Raw genomic sequence first — 16,958 nt, 5'->3', positions numbered from 1 at the left:
GCTCTACTTGAAATAGCTGTGAACGACTTCGATGAGTTGCTCAGTCGCGCTGCCGCCTGGCTCTTCGTGATGGTCGGCGTCGACGAGATGACTGCGGATATGGTCCTCGAGCACTACCGCCAGCAGGCCATTCATCGCTCCGCGACAACTGGTTATCTGCTGCAGCACGTCGACGCACCCCCGCTCTTCCTCGAGCGCCCGCTCGATGGCTTCCACTTGTCCCTTGATGCGGCGGACGCGGTTGAGAAGCTTCTGTTTCTCGCGAATGGTGTGACTCATTGATGGCCTCCGATATACCCTAGGGGAGTATATAAAAATAGGGTGGAGGGGTATACTAAATTCGTCGTGACCGAAGGGTTGTTGAAAGATTTTGCTTGCCCTCGGCTTCGCTTCGCCTTCCAGGGAATCGTGACAGTCCACTTGATTCCGGGCACTCGGGAGAAGATGGAACACAACCACCGTCTCGTTTGTTACCGGGTTGAGGCGTGTAGCCGTCAAAACTCAGTGTGACGCAACGTACGTCGCATCGCCGAACGCTGCCGGAATGGCGAAGCTCTCGCGCATGCGCTTCGCCTCTGCCGCTGGCGTCAAACCAAAAAGCCGCTTGAACTCTCTGCTGAACTGGGACGTGCTTGTGTAACCCACTGCGTGGCTCGCGGCCTCCGCAGTCAAATCCTGGCGGACCATCAACAGACGAGCCTGATGCAAACGCGTTGACTTCACGTATTGCGTCGGCGAGACGCGTGTGATTGCCTTGAAGTGGCTGTGAAAGCTGGGAATACTCATTCCCGCTTCCGCGGCCAACTGCATCACGTCCAACGGCTGCGCATAGCCGGCATGGATGAGGCGCAGCGATCTGCCTATCCGGCCGAACTGCCCTCTCATCGCCAAAGACTCGCGCATCGAGCTTCCTTGCTTTCCGGTGAGTACACGGAAATAGAGTTCGCGCAGCAGGCCCGGGCCCAATACAGCGGCTTCGAGCGGCCGATGCATCGCCTCAAGGAAGCGCAACACGGACGCCTGCATCGCATCATCCATCGGGGTTGACGTCATGCTCTGAGGCGCCTGCCCGTATTCCGTTGCGTCTTCACGGTCGATCTGTACCGCCAGTTCAGCGGCCAATGTGAAAATCACCTACTACTGCGGAAGCAAATTCGCGCTGGAGGGTATTTCTGAGGCGCTGGGCAAAGAGGTCAAGCCTTTCGGCATCGCCGTAACAGCCGTCGCGCCAGGCTCGTTCCGCACCGACTGGGCGGGTCGCTCGATGACACGAACACCCCGTTCGATTGCGGATTACGACCGTATCTTCGACCCCATCCGCAAAACTCGTGAGGAGAAAAGCGGCAAGCAATTGGGAGATCCCCAGAAAGCGGCACGCGCGATGCTCGCCGCAATCGCCGCGGATCGCCCTCCCACGCACCTTTTGCTCGGTAGCGATGCGCTCGGGCTCGTGAGGGACAAGTTGTCCGCGTTGGAGAATGAGATCTGTGACTGGGAGGCTGTTACGGTCTCGACTGATGGCTGAGGACCGCTGGCGGGGCGGCAATCTCGACAGATTCGCTGCAAGAAAGCGGCGCCCCGTGCCAATGACGGGCTGGCGCTTAGATAAGGCGCTGCTATCCGTAAAACCAGCGATTAGCTCGGATGCCGCACCGGCAGCGCCGTCGAGTACTTGATCTGCTCGATTCCTCCAAAAAATCATTGCGGATCAGATGCATGGCTCCGTGACTCGCACGCATGGCACCTCCATGGCACCGCGACTCCTCCCGATGGCGATGACCCGTTCGACGGCAACCGGCCACTTTGATACGTTCACCCCGCGTTCCTGAGTGGCCGTTCACAAGCTTGCTACTGCCGGTCGAATCTGCAGGCGCACCCGGCTAACGGATGCCAGGCGCTGCAAGTTCGGACCAGGTCGATACGAAATCAACAATAGCGCGGCGTCAGAGCGGCCGTATTGAACTCCGTGGTAACGCTCAAGTGCCGCGCGCTAGCGCGAACGAACTACTGGATCGGGGCGGTGGCGCCGATCTTCTGCGCCAGCAACCGCTCGTAAGTGCCGAAGCTCAAGTCCACCTCATCCTGAGAGACGGCCTTTACCGTCAACACTACCTGTTCGGGGGTGAGGCCGAGGATCGTGGCAAGGGCAGCTTCGATCGGCGCCGCGCACGTGCGGTCTTCGGCGATGGTCGTGCCGACGGAGATGTCATACGCGCCGTCCTGATCGCGAAACACCACTTCCACGAGGCGCGCCCGCGCGCTCATATTGCTTTCAATGGCCAGCCGCGCGACCTCGGCCATGACGCGCAGCCGTTCGGCTGGAAAGCCGCGAGTCGCATGCAGCCGGACACGGTGTTTGCCAAGCGTCACCCAGTCAGTATCGAACTCCATATTGCCTCCTTCCAGAACAATCCGCGCGGTGCAAATAAGGGCTCCCGCCAGGTGTTTCAATATATCCGGCGGAATATATTGAGGCGCAGTCAATATTCGATCTGCTGATATTGAAAGTCTTGGGCAAGCGCCTATTTTTGGGCCGCAAAGGCCGCTGCGCGCCGCCCATACAGTGTCTTCAGGAAGTGCGAGCGCGTGCGCTTCGACGCGGCGCGGCGGCAGGTGGACGCCTTTGATCATTTCGCATCACGGGAGATTGAATCATGAGTGACTTCTACTTCGGCAACGACCTGTTTGGGGAACTCGATCGTCTGCAACGGCAGATGTCTGCGCTGTTCGGCAACCTTCCATCGAGCATCCGCTCGAGCCGCACGGACGCATTCCCGCCTCTTAACATCGGCACTACCGACGAGTCCATCAACATCGTTGCATTCGCACCAGGCATTGATCCAGGCACGTTCGAAGTGACCGTCGACAAGGGCACTTTGACCATTGCCGGTGAGCGCAAAGCGCCGGAGTTGGCGGCGGGGAGCGAAACCCGCGCCTACGCCAAGGAGCGCTTTTTCGGCACGTTCCGACGCGTGATCGAGCTGCCGCAGAACGCTGATCCGGACAAGGTCGAGGCTGGCTATTCGAACGGTTGCCTGACCATCCGGATCGGCAAGCGCGAGGCCTCGAAGCCACGCGCCATCACCATCCAGTAATCGAGGAGGATGCCATGAACGACACGACTCAAATCGCACAGCGAGATACCAGCAGTGTGGCCCGTAGTAACCAGGACAGCGCTCGCCGTTTAACGCTTACGCCGGCCGTCGACATCATCGAGGACAGCCACGGCATCACCCTGTGGGCCGACCTGCCGGGTGTGTCGCGCGACAAGCTTGATGTGAAGGTGCACGATGGGCGGCTGTATATCGAAGCGGAGGCAGTGGTGCCCACGCCAGGCGACCTGCGGCTGCACCATGCAGAGATTCGCGCGCCGCATTTCGCGCGGGCCTTCACCCTGAGCGAGGATTTCGATACGTCCAAGGTCGACGCCAATCTGCAGGGCGGCGTGCTGAAACTCAGCATCCCGCGTCGCGAAGAAGCGCGTCCGCGCCGCATTGATATACGGGTGGATTAACGGAGTGAAAGGCCGCGGCCGACACGGGTACGAGCGCAGCTGTCCGGTGGACGGCTGCGCAGATATTCCCGCGCGGGCATGCACGCGAGTCGGCGCCCCAAATTGGCAACATGCCCCGATGATGCAGCAGCACCGGATAAGGCGCTGCTAATCGTAAAATCAACGATTAGCGCGGATACCTCACCGGCAACGCCGTCGAATACTTGATCTGCTCCATAGCAAAACTAGAGCTCACGTCATAAAGCGGCACAGCCCCAATCAACAGCTTGTACACCCGATCGTAATCGTCGATATCCGACACCACCACCCGCAACAAGTAATCCGTCTCACCGCTCATCCGGTACACCTCCACCACCTCAGGAATGTCCTGCACAGCCCGTGTAAACGTTGCCGCCCACTCCTCCGTATGCTGGTTAGTCCGCACGGCAACAAACACCGTCGTCCCCACCCCCAGCTTACGCGCATCGCACAGCGCCACCTGAGCCCGGATCACCCCTGCTTCCTTGAGCCGCTGCAGCCGTTTCCAGCACGGCGTCTGCGACAGATTCACGCGCTCCGCCAGTTCGGCGATCGGCAGGGTCGCGTCCTCCTGAAGCAGTTCGAGCAGCTTGCGATCGATGACATCCATTCCCATACGCACCCCAAGGTAGAAAATTATTCTACTTTTGACAACCCAAGGGGAATTATATGAAAACTCTTTCTCCGCGCAAACCGGTATAAATATCCGTACCCGATAACCGAATTCAAGCGCCTCCCAAGCCCTCATGAGCCACGAAACCACCCTGTCGCCCATCGACCGCTCCACCGCCCCGCACGCGCCGTTCTCCATGCGCAGCGAAGCCCGGCCGCAGGCGCCGGCAGCGGCCGCACCGGTGCTTCGCCTGTGCGAGGCACTGGATGCCGCCTTCGAGCAAGAGCGCGGCGCCGCCGATCCCTCACAACGGTCAGGCTTTGCACTACGCATCAGAACCGCGCTCGCCGAGGCTGCCGCGGACCCGGGGCTGCTCGCGCCGTCGCAGCGCGAAGGATCGGCCGAAACATACCGGCGTCATCTGCTCGCCGCCGATCCCCAAGGCCGCTATGCCATCGCCGCGCTGGTCTGGATGCCGGGACAGGCGAGCCACGTCCACGCCCATCACACGTGGTGCGGCTACGCCGTACTGGACGGCACCTTGTCGGAAACGGTGTTTGCCTGGGACGAGTCGCAACAGCTTGCCAGCGAAACCCGCACGCACCCGCGCGCCAGCGGCGCTGTGTCGTTCGTGCGCGCCGGCCGCAGCGGCATCCATCGGCTCGGCAACGCGAGCGATGCGCCGGCCGTCTCGTTGCATATCTACGGCGTCGAAGGTTCGCAGATCGGCACCCACGTGAACGATCTGCTGCAGGTCGCCGAGCGCTCACAGCCTGCCCTGGAACAGGCCATCGCCTAAGACGTTTTCCCCGCCTCACCCGCCGTAGGAATCTGCGGCGACACCGGGGCGGTGCCGGTAGACGGTGGCGAGGGCCGCGGCTCATGAGAGACGTCACGCGCCACCGCCAGATTCGCTGCCCGCGCACCCGCAGCCGGACCGCCATGCGGTGCGGCATGCGCCGCCCCATGACCCGGCTCGGCGCCATGCCCATGCAGCGGCGCTTCATCCGCCGCCAACGGCTGCCCCTCGTCATCCTTCGACGACGTATAGATCCGCATCTGCGGCACCGGAATCTCGATGCCCGCTTCGTCCATCTTGCGCTTCAGGCGCGCGTTAAAGGCGCGCGCCACACTCCATTGCTGCAGCGGCCGCGTCTTGATCTGCCCTTTCACGACCATCCAGTTCGGGTCGAACCGGTCGAGTCCCCACACCTCGATCGGGCCCAGCATCTCACGCCGGTAGCGGAAGTCGGCCATCAGGTCCGCGCCCACTTCGCGGATCAGTTGCGTCACCTGATCCACATCGGCCGAAAAACTCATTCGGACTTCGAACACTGCATACGCAAAATCGCGCGACAGGTTCTTCACGATCTTGATCTGCGAAAATGGAATCGCATGGATCGCGCCCTGCCCGTCGCGCAGCCGCACGGTGCGGATCGACAGATGTTCGACCGTGCCCGCGTGGCCGCCGTCGACATCGATCCAGTCCCCCACCGAGATCGTGTCTTCGATGATGATGAAGAGGCCCGTGATCAGGTCGGTCACGAGCGACTGCGCACCGAAGCCGATCGCGAGGCCAATCACGCCCGCGCCGGCGAGCAGCGGCGTCACGTTGATACCCAGATTCGCCGCCGTCACAATGCCGGCGATCGTCACGATCGTGACGAACAGCGCATTGCGCACCAGCGGCAACATGGTGCGGGCGCGCGTGCTGGCATTGCGTGATTTGTTGCGTGGACCGCCGCCAGGGCTCAGCGCTTCGGTAATCGCAGTGTCGATCAGGATCCACAGCAGCCAGGCAATGAACAAGGTGGCAAAAATCGCCATTACGGCATGGGCGATGCCGCGCGCGGCGACGTTTTCCTCGATAACGCTCGCCAACGAGACGCCCCACAGTCGCGCCGCCAGTTCCATGAAGGCGAGCCAGATGACCAGTGTCACAAGCGTCCCCGCAAACCGCAGCAGTCTCCTCAGATAAGGCGAGCGGCGGTGCCTGCGAATATTGCGCGGTCGCGTCGCGCGCAGCACGATGGCCGACAGGAAGAACGCCAGCACCAGGAACAGCGCCGTGACCACGGAGATCTGCAGCACGTTCTCGTTCGCGCCCGAGCCGCCGATCACGGCGACCACCGACGCGCTCGCGAGCACCAGCACCGGCACATGCCAGAGCGAAGCGAGCACATCGAACGCGTCGGTTGCCGCTTTATGGTCATGACGCGGTTCGTAGGCCCGATTGCGGATCAGGTGCGCCACCGGCCGGCGAAACGCCAGCGCGAAATAGGCGGTCAGCACGGCCGCGGTCATGTTCGCCACGGTCGAGACCAGTTCGGCGAGATTCGATCCGAGCTGATGGGCAACGTCGTAGTTCACTGCGGCATCGCCGAGCGCGCCGCACACGCCGATCACAAACAGCAGGCGGCGCGCATGCTCGAGCAGCACACGCACGGCGACGCGCCGGTGGCCTGAGCCGAACAGCGAAAACATGATCAGGCAGATCGCGGAAAACACCGCGCCGGCGACGATCGCATAGGCCACCACCATCCCCAGCGTGCGGCCAAGTGCATCGGGCATGGCCCGCGCGAACAGCAGCGCGGCGAGGAACGCGACGATCCACGGGCCGACTCGCCGTAGCGCGAAGATCAGCAGTTCGCCGGTCGATGGATTCGGTTTGAGGCTCGCATCCACGCTATAGCGCGTATGCAGCCGGCGCTGCCCGTAGATCAAAAGCCATGCGCAGGCGCCCCAGCCGGCCAGCATCGCCACCATGTCGAGCAGGATCTTGCCGAGACTCTCGGGCCCCTGGCTCGAGACGATCGTATAGAACTCGTTGCCGGCGGCGTTAAAGCGCCCGGCCCAATAGCGCAAGGGCGTGCGACCCTGATGCACGCCGGTCTCGAACGAAGCGATGCCGGATGCGATGGCGCCCAGCAGGCCGGGGCTCGGTTGCGCCGGCGCCGCGGGCGCAACGGTACGACTGACGTCGCGCAGCTTCTTGAGCTGGGCGACCAGCGCGCTGCGCTGGCGATCGTTGTCGAGTGTCGAGATGACGCTATCGAGCGAGCGCGTCAGCTCGGCCTGGCTGGCCGGCGACGGTGCGGACGCGGCATCGGCCGCCGATGCCGCGGAGGCAGGCGTGGCCGTTGCGCTGTTGATGAGACTCTGCAACGCCGGAATGACGGGCGTGGCGGCAGCCTGCGCGACTGCCGGCGTCCACGAAAAACAGGTGACACATGCAAGCACGCACATCCACAGATAAAGCGGCCATGCGAGCGACCGCGACCGCACCGGCCCTGCGGGGCCGCTGTGAGGGTCGGAATCCAGACGACGAGAAAAATAAGCGGCAGTGCGAAACGCCCGTGGCCCGCCGGTAGACGGCGCAGCCCCGGATTCACACCGCTGTAGGCATGACTTCATGGCAATCCGCAACAAAACGGGAGACGCCAAGTGTAGCCTCAGTTGCCGCAGTAGCGCAGTTGCATGCGTAACGGAATGTTAGGGGGCTTGCGCGCCCGGGTGGGATGTGACGACCGGCCGTCGCATAGCCTACGCGGCAAGCCCCGTCCAGCAAGCTCCGCCCCGTCCCACCCGCACTACTGCTATCAATAAGCAACCGTCGCGATCTGGCGCACGAAACGGCCCTGTTCCAGTTCGTCGACAAACGCCACGGCATAGTCTTCAGCCGAGATACGGCTATTGCCTTCGGCGTCGACGATCAGCGTATTGGCGCCGCTGCGGAATGTGCCGGTTCGCTCGCCGGGGGCGATCAAGGCTGCAGGGGCGAAGAAGGTCCAGTCGAGATCGGTCAGCGTGCGCAGGTACTTGAACCCCTCGCGGTGCGCCAGCGCCACCGCCTTATAGACGTCCGGAAAACCTTCCGTGTCGACCAGTTGCTTGCCCGGCGCCACTTCCAGCGAACCCGCGCCGCCCACGATCACCAGACGCTTCAGACCTGCGGCACGCACGCCTTCGACGAGCGCATGAGTCGCCTTCGTGAGGGTCGTTGCATCGTCGCGCGGAGGCGCATAGGCGCTCGCCACGACGTCGTTGCCGCGCACTGCCGCCGCGACGCTGGCGGGGTCCAGCAGATCGACCTGTGCTGCCTTCAGATTGGCGACATCAGCCGGCACCCGTTCCGGATTGCGCACGAGCGCCGTCACCTGGTGGCCGCGACGCGCTGCTTCTGCGGCGATCCGCGATCCAATCATGCCGGTTGCGCCAATCAGTGCGATCTTCAATGCCTTGCTCATGGATATTCTCCTGTGATTTGCTTATATGTAACCACATTGATTACATATAACGTCGAAAAAAGAGGGGCTCAGCCCCCCGCTTGTAGCTTGCTTCCAGCTTGCCACCGGCATTGCTGCCGTGTGTGCTGCTGTTCGAACCGCTCCGGCGCCCCTGCTCGCGCAGCGCACGCCGGTAGTTCCGTTTCACCGCCCTATCCTGCCGGCCGACGCTTGCGTTCGCGCAGGCGTTCGGCCTTGACCAGGTCAGTGGTCGCATCTGCCAGCGTGCGTGACGCCAGCGATGCCTCCATGGCCTGCTGTGCTTCGCTAATGATGCCGCGCAGCACCGTTTGAATATTGCGCCCCACCATGCAAGCCGGATTCGGCTCCTCGCGATGCATGGCGAATAGTTGCGCATCGTCGACCGCGTGATAGACCTCGAGCAGCGTAATCTCATCAGGTGGCCGCGCCAGCAGCGCGCCGCCGCCCGCGCCAAGCTGCGCGGTGGTGAGCCCCGCGTCGGCTAGCATCGTCAGCAGACGCCGGATCAGCGCGGGATTGGTGTTCACGCTGCCGGCAATCATCTCCGACGAAAGTGGCACGCCCTCCTGCAACGACAGCAGCGAGAGCACGTGAACCGCAAAGGCAAACCGGCTACTGGTATTCAAAACGCACCTGCCCGGCTACGACAATATGTAACCATAGTAATTACATTTAATTCCGTTGTCAAACCCCGTCCACCGCCGATCCGCCGGCGCCTCGTCATGACGTCCTTGCCGACCTGCTGCAGCCACCCTGTCGTCATTTGTCCAGCTACTTCTGGGCGTCGTTGCTGTTGCTGTCGCTCGATGCGGCCGAGGCCGACGACGCCCCTGCGGTGCTGTCGGACCACTGCTGCAGCTTGCGGCCCGCGTTCTGCAGGCCGGCGCCGGTCAGCGAGGCCGCCTTGCCAAGCTCGGCGCTCGCCGCGCTGGCCGCGCCTTGCAGATTGGCTTGTGCGCTCGAGGCGAGTGCCGATGGATCGACGCTGATGGCCGGCGCCGAGGCGGACTCGAGGTTCTGTTTCGCCGTATCGACCTGCTGGCCGACATAGCTCGCGGCTTGATCGAGCTTCTGCCCTGCCTGCTGTGCGGCGTCATCCATCTTGCCGGCGACTTGCCCAGCGGAGGCGTCATTTTTCTGGCACGCAGCTATTGCGCAGAGCAAGCTCGCGGCGCAGGCCATACGGCACAGCAGTGGACGGTGGGGAAATAAAGTCATTGTGGCATCTGAACCGCGGCAAGCGGCTTCGTCATACGGGAATAGCTCAATGATACGCCCTGGCACTACCCACCCGGCATCCCGGGTTCGCAAGAGGCTGTGCCATCTGACTCGGCTGGCGCGCCGCCAGCGGCGTGCGTCGCGGTTCTGTCAAACACGATGGAGTAGACTGGTCGACGATTCGATGTGTTCCGCAATTCCACTGGAGGCATGCGATGGCAGCAAAGAAGATTCTGTTCCTGACCGGCGATTTCGCCGAGGATTACGAAACAATGGTGCCTTTTCAGGCACTGCAGGCGGTCGGCCACGTGGTCGACGCCGTATGCCCGGGCAAGTCGGCGGGCGACCGCATCAAGACGGCCATTCATGATTTCGAAGGCGACCAGACCTACACCGAAAAGCCGGGCCACCAGTTCACGCTGAACGCGAGCTTCGACGACGTCGATCCCGGTCAGTACGACGCGCTCGCCATCGCTGGCGGCCGTGCTCCCGAGTATCTGCGCCTGAACCAGAAAGTGATCGATATCGTCCGTCAGTTCGCGGAACAGCGTAAGCCGATCGCCGCGATCTGCCACGCCGCGCAACTGCTGGCGGCCGCCGACGTGATTCGCGGCAAGCGAATCTCCGCCTATCCGGCCTGTGCGCCTGAAGTGAAACTGGCGGGCGGCGAGTTCGCCGACATTCCGGTCGACGCCGCCATCACCGACGCCAACTTCGTCACGGCGCCAGCCTGGCCTGCGCATCCCGAATGGCTGCGGCAATTCCTCGTGCTGCTCGGCACGCGTATCGAACTCTGAGATCCGCACCTGCGTCGGGTTGCCGGTGCGGCGCCCGACGCCCCATCGAGGCATTTGAGACTCGTCCGATAGTCCATCGCAAGAGGTCTTCCTATAGTCGACGGTTGACTTTGGAGCCTCTTTCGATGGAACTGACAGACTGGATCGTCATTCTCGCGATCGCACTGATTGCGATCGCTTTCTTTTGTGGCCGGGCACCCGCAAGCTGGTCGCTCGAAAACCGCGCCCGTCGCGTCACCGGTACCCGCTTGCTGGTGCAGGCCGCGCTCTCACTGTGGGGCGCCGTGCTGATTCTGGTGCACGGTCTGTTCGTGCTGGACGGCCTGCTCGGCATGCATGCGGCACCCCACACCGTACTCGCGGTCGCCGCCCTACTGGTGGCGTTCGGCTGCTACTGGTCGGTTCGCGGCAGCAAGCTGCTCAAACCGCGACGGCTCTTTAGCGCGTGCTGAGCCCCTGCGCGCCTACCGCCAGCATCTCCGGCTCTGCATGTGGCGCGCGCCGCTCCGCTTCAGGCAGCGAAAGATAGAAGGTTGTTCCCGCGCCTTCGGTCGACTCCGCCCATACGCGGCCGCCATGCCGCTCCACCACCCGGCGCACCAGTGCCAGTCCGATCCCCTCGCCGGCCACGACATTGCCGTGCAAGCGCTGGAACGCGTTGAACAGGCGCGGTAAAGCCACGGCTGGAATGCCGAGCCCGTTGTCCTTCACATAGAAAATCCGCAGCGAATGCACGCCGGGCGGCGCCGGCGTCGTACCGATCTCGACCCGTCCTTCGCGCGCCGGATCGAGGTAGTTGATGGCGTTGCCGACGAGATTGGCGAACACCTGCTCAAGCGCGGTCGGGTCCCCCCACACCGACGGCAACTCATGCACCACCACACGTGCGCGCCGGGCGCGGATCGACACCTGCATGGCGTCGACCACGCGCTGCACGATGTCGCGCACCTGCACCTGCTGGCGCCGGTATTCGACGCGCCCGACGCGCGAGAGCCGCAGCAACGCGTCGATGATGTGCGAGGCGCGCAGCACCGCAGTCTGCAGGTAATGCAAGGCCTCGCCGATGTCTTCGTCGACGAGCTGCTCGATATGCTGGCGCCGTGCCGGCGTGAGGGATGACTGCTGCACCGCCGCGCGCAGATCGTCGCACGCGTGAATCAGTTCTTTCGAAAAGCCCTGCAGGTTGACGAGCGGCGCGCGCAGATCGTGCGACACGCTATAGATAAACATCTCGTTTTCCTGGGTCTGCTGCCGCAGCGTCTCGTTGATGGCCGCCAGTTCATTGGCGCGGCGCGCCAGATCGGCCTGGAAGCGCGCCTGGATGCGCTCGGCCTCGAGCAGGCGTCGGCTGGTTTCATGCAGCGTCTGATCGAGCCGGGCGATTTCATCGGAGCCGGGGTCGATCGGCGAGAGCGGCTCGTTGCTGGCGAGCCGCCCGGCATTGTCGGAGAGGAGTGCAAGCCGGCCCCGCACGCCGCGCGTGAAAAGCCACACGGCCAGCGCGACGAACAGGATCGAACCGAACACGGCGGCGACCAGCAGCACCTGCTGGCGCTCATGCGCGGCATCGGCCTCGGTGGAGCGCTGCGCATCGAGACTGCGCTCCTCGTTCTGGAACGCTATGACCTGAGCGCGGAAGCGGTCGAGCACATCGGTGGTCGAGAGTTGGCCAAAACGCTCGATCACGTCGCGCCGGCGTCCCGAGTGCAACAGGTCCTGCACACGATCCGACCACTGCCGGTAAGCCTGCACCGACTGGCGGATTTGCACCGCGCGTTCGACCTGGGTAGGATTGTCGGCAACCAGATCGGCCAGTTGGTCGATGCGCCGGTCGACGTCCATCCACAACGCCACCGGCGTGGTGACATCCGCGTTGTCGCTGAGAACCGCGCCGCGCAGGCGCACCGAGTCGAGCAGCACCGGCTCCAGGATCGCGGAGGTCTGGCGCAGCACGTCCTCGCTGTGGGTCGCCCAGCGCTCGGCCTCGGCGGCATCCACCTGCGCCTTCACGAGCCCCGACAGGAGGGCAAGTTCGAAGACGGCCGGAATCGCGATTAGCAACAGCCCTTTGGTTGTCAGTCTCATGCGTACGCGAAGTAGTTCGGAAGCCCGGCAGGCCGTGCAGGGGGACGTTACATTATGTCGGCGTTTGCGCAGGATGACAAAGGGCGTCGATGCCTTATACCGTCTATCTCCGCAACGAGGCGCGCGCGCCGCCAGCAGGCGCCGGACACCCTATGCGCGGTGAATAAACGGCACAATGATCGACTGGATCAGCATCATGCAAAGCGCATTGCCACTCGTAATCGGACCAGATAGTCTGGCTTCATATTATGCACAAATCCGGTGCATTCCGGGCCGCTTCGTCCCGTCCCTAGCTGTCCCCACATGCATGCGGCAATGATAAAATCGCGCGCTGGAGATGGCATTCTCCTTTAACCGCCCAAGTCGGGCTGATGATGCCTGATAGCCCGGCCGATTGCGGACCCAAGTTCGTCTGCGCTCAGTCCGGCTTGTCGACTTTGCGACTTTGCCAGGCGTCTTTACATGTATCTATCTATTTTGGCAGTGGGTATCGGCGGTGCGTTGGGTTCGTTGTTCCGCTGGTTTCTCGGGATCCGTCTGAACGCGTTGTTCCCCGCCCTGCCGCTCGGCACCCTTGCCGCCAACGTGATTGCCGGGTATGTGATCGGCGTCGCCGTGGCCTTCTTTGCCCGTTTGCCGGAACTGGCGCCCGAGTGGCGTCTGTTTGTCATTACGGGGTTGATGGGCGGTCTGTCCACCTTTTCGACCTTCTCCGCCGAGGTGGTGCAACGCCTGCAGGACGGCCGCTTCGGTTGGGCCGCCGGTGAGATCGCCATTCACGTGTCGGCGTCGCTGGTGATGACCGTGCTCGGCATCGCGACCGTGTCGCTCGTGACGCGCTAGGCAGGCCCGGCGGCTATTTCCGCATCATCTCTGCGATGAGAAAATGAAAGGGAAGTGTGAGGAGTACGGTAGCGCCGACTCCAAGGCACCAGAGGATGACCATCCACTTCAGGCTGTGCAGGAAACCGTGACGTCGATCTGATGGTTCGGGCTTCATCGTCGAATCCTCGCTGGATTTTTCATTATCCGCTCCGAATCCCGGAGCGTCACCCACTGCGCGCTATCTCTGCTGGCAACCAGCATGTGCCCAGTGTCAGCCCTGGATCTCCGGGGTCAAGCGCCTGCCTTTCTGGCGTTTGTTTCAAGGCCGGTCAAGCGTTTTAGGCAACTGCCCGAGTTGCCGGAACACCGATAGCCAATCCTCGAGGTGCCACGTTTTCTCGATCAAACTTCCGCGTAGCTGATGGAATGAATGAATCGCAAATCGCAGGTGCTTGGAACTCGCATCAATGCCGAGCAGTTCCCCAGTCTGTGTGCCGCTGACCTCCGCGCGCACGCCCACCCGGTCTCCATGAACCAGCAGGTCGAGAATTTCGACTTTCATATCAGGAATCGCGGTCGCGAGACGCTCGAACACCGGAACCATCTGATCAGGCCCATGTGCAGTCCCGGCAGGCTCTGGAAGGTACTGCCAGTCAGGGGTGACTACCTTCCTCAATAACTCGACACTTTTCGCCTCGAAAGCCCGATAGAACGCTTCGACGGCTTCACGAGCCAGAATTTCGTTGGCATCTAAGGTCATGAGCGAATACTCCTGAAGAATATTTGACAGCCCTGAGCATCACCGGCGTTACCTGTCAACGATAGCGAGTTTCGCACCGACCGTCACTTGTCTTTCCGTTTGCCGGCATCGGACGAAATGAGCCTTGATCGCCGCAGATCCGGCAGGCGCCCTCAGGCCGACAGCGTTGGCGTTAAAAGCGCGGACACCTCGTCGTCCGCAAGCACTCCAAAGCGACTGGTCACTCCGCCGCAGTCGACGCGCACTCTCTCCAGAATTTCCGAGGTGCACTGTCTCAGCATCGTCACAATCATCCGCACCCGCGGCGGCACCGGACGTTGCGCCTGGATCAGAAGATTCAGATCCAGCGGCAGCACCTCGAATTCCGGCAGCAAGCGGACCAGCCGGCCGTCTGCCAATCCAGCAACGCACGCCGGCTCTTCGAGCACCCCGATGCCGACACCCGAAAGGATCATTTCGTACATGGGCCGCCAATGACTGGTCTTGACTGCGGTACGGATAGGCGCGCTCTCCACGACGGTCGCCACGTGCCTGAGCGGCAACTGCTCCGTGCCGAACATGCCCTGGACCCGAACGAACGGGTGTTTTACCAGGTCGGACGGCTCAGCGATCGGACCGTGCTGGCTCAGATAGTCAGGGGCCGCTACGAGAACGCGCCCAACCTGCCCCAACTGACGGGCAATGAAGGCCCCTTCGCCAAGCTGCCCAAGACGAAAGGAAATGTCGACGCCCTCGGTCACCAGATCGACGATCCTGTCGTTCAGGACCAGCTCCAGATCCAGCTGTGGGTAGGTCGCGCGCACCCGCGTCAACGCCTCCGGCACGATCGTTTCGCCAAAGCAGTGAGGTGCCGCGATGCGAATCGTTCCCTTCAGTTCCTGCCCGTCGTTCGACACTTCAGCGACCGCCTGCTCCACGGCGGTGAGGATCCTCTTGCTACGCTCGTAGAAGGTGAGGCCTTCGGGTGTGCAATTGAACGCACGGGCGCTGCGCAGCAGAAGCCGGCAGCCAAGGTACTTCTCGAGCCGCTCGATGCGCTCGCTGGCGGCCGGCTGCCCCATATCGAGGTCCCGCGCTGCGGCGGAAATACTCTCTCGTTCAACCACCCTGACGTAAATACGCATGGCTTCCAGCAGATTCATCGCGCCCAACCTCCATGTGTGCCGATCTCGCGTAATTCGAAGCAATCCTTACGCTGCGAAAGATCCCTGTCTGAGGACCCGGGATTGTTCGTTTGATGGAGTACAGGTTAAGACGGAGCCGTCGGCCGCAGAGTGCACAAATCGGGCCGTCTTGCGTCAGTACAGTTCTGTTACGCTCTGCGCACCGCGCGGCTCTATGGTGACGCACGCGTGTGAAAGCCGAGGGAGAGGCCGGTATGGCTGGCCGCAAAGAAACGCTAAGGGAATCGTCCGATGAACCTCTATGAGAAGCTTGCCGACGACATCGAGAAACTGATCCAGCAAGGCGTGTACGGGCATGGCGAACGCCTCCCGTCGGTACGGCAGACCAGCCAGCAGCACCGGCTCAGCGTGACGACTGTCATCCGCGCCTATTTGCTCCTCGAAAGCCGGGGCCTGCTAACCGCCAGGCCCCAGTCCGGCTATTTCGTCAACTTTCGCGGCGACGGGGGCGGACGAACAGCGCTCGAGCTCAGGCCATCGAAACCGATCCCGATTTCGTCGCCAGTCGACGTCAGCCGGCTGGTGCTGTCCACCTTGCGCTCGATCGGTGTCGACGACGCCGTGCCGCTCGGTTCGCCCTACCCCGACCCGGGTCTGTTTCCCTTCGAAAAGCTCAACCGCTACGCTTACGACGCGGGACGCGGCAAGACCCGCTGGGGCGTGACCGACGCGCTGCCACCCGGCAATGCGGCACTTGTGCGCCAGATCGCGCGGCGCTACCTCGAGAACGGCATGGCTGTCGACCCGAACGAGATCATCATCACGGTCGGCGCGACTGAGGCGATCAATCTGTGCCTTCAGGCGGTCGCGAAACCGGGCGACGTGATCGCGGTCGAATCCCCCACGTTCTACGCGATGCTCCATGCGATCGAACGGATGGGCATGAAAGCGATCGAGGTGTCGACTCATCCGGAACACGGCATCGATATTGAAGCGCTTGCCGCGATTGTGGAGTCGCAGACCATCACGGCCTGCATGGTAATGCCGAACTTCCAGAATCCACTGGGATTTCTGATGCCCGACGAGCGCAAGCGCGAACTCGTGCAACTCCTGACGAAGCACGATATTCCGGTCATCGAGAACGGTGTCTACAACGAGCTTCACTACGACAGCACGCATCCCAGCACCTTGAAGTCGTTCGATACGAAGGGGCTGGTACTCCACTGCGGTTCGTTCTCGAAGACCCTCACCGCAGCCTACCGGATCGGTTGGGCGCTGCCGGGCCGGTATCGCGATCAGGTCGAGAAGCTCAAGTTCCTGAACACACTGACCTCGCCGTCGATTCCGCAAATGGCGATTGCGGAATTCCTCGAGCGCGATGGCTACGAGCATCATCTGCGAAGGGTTCGGCGGGCGTATGCGCAACAGGCCAATCTGATGAAGGCGACGGTCGCGCGGTTTTTCCCCGAAGGCACGCGCATGTCCAACCCGGCGGGTGGCTACGTGCTGTGGATCGAACTGCCGCCCAAGGTCGACGCGATGCGGCTCTATACGCTGGCGCTCGACCAGGGCATCACCATCGGACCGGGCTACATGTTTTCGGTCTCGGAGACGACCTATCGGAACTTCATCCGCCTCAACTACAGCAGCCCGTGGTCGAGAGAAATCGAACAGGCGGTGATTACCGTCGGCAAGCTCGTCGCGATGTGCGCCCGTTAGCCACACGCTGGCGGCTG

At 62.6% G+C, this 16,958-nt stretch carries 17 protein-coding genes, 2 pseudogenes and 1 riboswitch; of the genes and pseudogenes, 8 read left to right on the top strand and 11 right to left on the bottom strand.

Translation table 11 applies throughout. The features are described 5' to 3' along the window. Positions 1-3: 3 nt before the first annotated feature. Both BLQ92_RS24320 and BLQ92_RS24315 read right to left on the bottom strand, forming a co-directional pair. Positions 4-279, bottom strand: coding sequence for a metal/formaldehyde-sensitive transcriptional repressor (locus tag BLQ92_RS24320; protein ID WP_090687365.1), 276 nt, complete (start codon positions 277-279; stop codon positions 4-6). Positions 280-501: 222 nt separating this feature from the next. Next, positions 502-1,128 (bottom strand): annotated as a pseudogene (locus tag BLQ92_RS24315) (AraC family transcriptional regulator); the annotation flags it as partial. Between the two features lies 1 nt (position 1,129). On the opposite strand from BLQ92_RS24315, the pseudogene BLQ92_RS24310 reads away from it, so the two are divergent. Continuing rightward, positions 1,130-1,525 (top strand): annotated as a pseudogene (locus BLQ92_RS24310) (SDR family NAD(P)-dependent oxidoreductase); the annotation flags it as partial. 479 nt (positions 1,526-2,004) lie between these two features. Here the strand turns inward: BLQ92_RS24310 and BLQ92_RS24305 are convergent. After that, entirely contained in the window at positions 2,005-2,391 is a 387-nt protein-coding gene (locus BLQ92_RS24305; protein WP_090687348.1) for a hypothetical protein, read from the bottom strand. 263 nt (positions 2,392-2,654) lie between these two features. On the opposite strand from BLQ92_RS24305, the gene BLQ92_RS24300 reads away from it, so the two are divergent. Together BLQ92_RS24300 and BLQ92_RS24295 are read left to right on the top strand one after the other, a co-directional pair. After that, positions 2,655-3,095 (top strand): Hsp20/alpha crystallin family protein, encoded by a 441-nt coding sequence (locus BLQ92_RS24300; RefSeq protein ID WP_090687346.1) that lies wholly within the window; start codon positions 2,655-2,657, stop codon positions 3,093-3,095. Positions 3,096-3,109: 14 nt separating this feature from the next. After that, on the top strand, positions 3,110-3,514 hold the full coding sequence (locus BLQ92_RS24295; protein WP_090687343.1) for an Hsp20/alpha crystallin family protein: 405 nt from the start codon (positions 3,110-3,112) through the stop codon (positions 3,512-3,514). A 166-nt stretch (positions 3,515-3,680) separates the two neighbouring features. Here the strand turns inward: BLQ92_RS24295 and BLQ92_RS24290 are convergent, their stop codons facing one another. Beyond that, positions 3,681-4,148: an Lrp/AsnC family transcriptional regulator gene (locus tag BLQ92_RS24290; protein WP_090687832.1), complete on the bottom strand. Its 468-nt coding sequence runs from the start codon at positions 4,146-4,148 to the stop codon at positions 3,681-3,683. A 130-nt stretch (positions 4,149-4,278) separates the two neighbouring features. Here BLQ92_RS24290 and BLQ92_RS24285 point away from each other — a divergent pair, with 130 nt between their 5' ends. Continuing rightward, positions 4,279-4,944: a cysteine dioxygenase family protein gene (locus BLQ92_RS24285; protein WP_090687341.1), complete on the top strand. Its 666-nt coding sequence runs from the start codon at positions 4,279-4,281 to the stop codon at positions 4,942-4,944. Here the strand turns inward: BLQ92_RS24285 and BLQ92_RS24280 are convergent. From BLQ92_RS24280 to BLQ92_RS24265, 4 genes are all read right to left on the bottom strand, one after another. Beyond that, positions 4,941-7,391 carry a mechanosensitive ion channel family protein gene (locus BLQ92_RS24280; protein WP_425194923.1) on the bottom strand — a complete coding sequence of 817 codons (2,451 nt, stop codon included), beginning with the start codon at positions 7,389-7,391 and terminating at the stop codon, positions 4,941-4,943. The two genes, BLQ92_RS24285 and BLQ92_RS24280, sit on opposite strands and share 4 nt — an antisense overlap. A 353-nt stretch (positions 7,392-7,744) precedes the next feature. Further along, entirely contained in the window at positions 7,745-8,392 is a 648-nt protein-coding gene (locus BLQ92_RS24275) for an NAD(P)-dependent oxidoreductase (RefSeq protein ID WP_090687336.1), read from the bottom strand. Positions 8,393-8,583: 191 nt separating this feature from the next. Next, positions 8,584-9,039, bottom strand: a complete 456-nt coding sequence (locus BLQ92_RS24270) for an Rrf2 family transcriptional regulator (RefSeq protein ID WP_090687334.1) — start codon at positions 9,037-9,039, stop codon at positions 8,584-8,586. 145 nt (positions 9,040-9,184) lie between these two features. Next, positions 9,185-9,595 carry a BCAL1086 family glycoprotein gene (locus tag BLQ92_RS24265; RefSeq protein ID WP_090687332.1) on the bottom strand — a complete coding sequence of 137 codons (411 nt, stop codon included), beginning with the start codon at positions 9,593-9,595 and terminating at the stop codon, positions 9,185-9,187. Positions 9,596-9,846: 251 nt separating this feature from the next. Between BLQ92_RS24265 and BLQ92_RS24260 the strand changes: the two genes are divergently transcribed. Both BLQ92_RS24260 and BLQ92_RS24255 read left to right on the top strand, forming a co-directional pair. Continuing rightward, the gene (locus BLQ92_RS24260; protein WP_090687330.1) at positions 9,847-10,428 is read left to right on the top strand and encodes a DJ-1/PfpI family protein; all 582 of its coding nucleotides are present in this window, start codon (positions 9,847-9,849) and stop codon (positions 10,426-10,428) included. A gap of 125 nt (positions 10,429-10,553) precedes the next feature. Continuing rightward, positions 10,554-10,880: a hypothetical protein gene (locus BLQ92_RS24255; protein ID WP_090687327.1), complete on the top strand. Its 327-nt coding sequence runs from the start codon at positions 10,554-10,556 to the stop codon at positions 10,878-10,880. Here BLQ92_RS24255 and BLQ92_RS24250 read toward each other — a convergent pair. After that, the gene (locus BLQ92_RS24250) at positions 10,867-12,513 is read right to left on the bottom strand and encodes a sensor histidine kinase (protein ID WP_090687323.1); all 1,647 of its coding nucleotides are present in this window, start codon (positions 12,511-12,513) and stop codon (positions 10,867-10,869) included. The genes BLQ92_RS24255 and BLQ92_RS24250 overlap by 14 nt on opposite strands. A gap of 324 nt (positions 12,514-12,837) precedes the next feature. After that, a riboswitch (Fluoride riboswitch) is annotated at positions 12,838-12,901 on the top strand. Between the two features lie 74 nt (positions 12,902-12,975). Here BLQ92_RS24250 and crcB point away from each other — a divergent pair. Further along, positions 12,976-13,356, top strand: a complete 381-nt coding sequence (gene crcB, locus BLQ92_RS24245) for a fluoride efflux transporter CrcB (protein WP_090687320.1) — start codon at positions 12,976-12,978, stop codon at positions 13,354-13,356. Positions 13,357-13,657: 301 nt separating this feature from the next. On the opposite strand, the gene BLQ92_RS24240 is transcribed toward crcB, so the two are convergent. After that, positions 13,658-14,098 (bottom strand): ester cyclase, encoded by a 441-nt coding sequence (locus tag BLQ92_RS24240; protein ID WP_090687319.1) that lies wholly within the window; start codon positions 14,096-14,098, stop codon positions 13,658-13,660. 152 nt (positions 14,099-14,250) lie between these two features. Further along, positions 14,251-15,240, bottom strand: coding sequence for a LysR family transcriptional regulator (locus BLQ92_RS24235; RefSeq protein ID WP_090687317.1), 990 nt, complete (start codon positions 15,238-15,240; stop codon positions 14,251-14,253). Positions 15,241-15,513: 273 nt separating this feature from the next. Here BLQ92_RS24235 and BLQ92_RS24230 point away from each other — a divergent pair, with 273 nt between their 5' ends. Then, on the top strand, positions 15,514-16,941 hold the full coding sequence (locus BLQ92_RS24230) for an aminotransferase-like domain-containing protein (protein ID WP_090687314.1): 1,428 nt from the start codon (positions 15,514-15,516) through the stop codon (positions 16,939-16,941). Positions 16,942-16,958 lie beyond the last annotated feature (17 nt).

Origin of the sequence: Paraburkholderia phenazinium (assembly GCF_900100735.1) — a bacterium.
Classification (GTDB): domain Bacteria; phylum Pseudomonadota; class Gammaproteobacteria; order Burkholderiales; family Burkholderiaceae; genus Paraburkholderia; species Paraburkholderia phenazinia.
The sequence above is the reverse complement of the archived record's forward strand: the minus strand, read 5'-3'. Positions and strand labels throughout refer to the sequence as shown.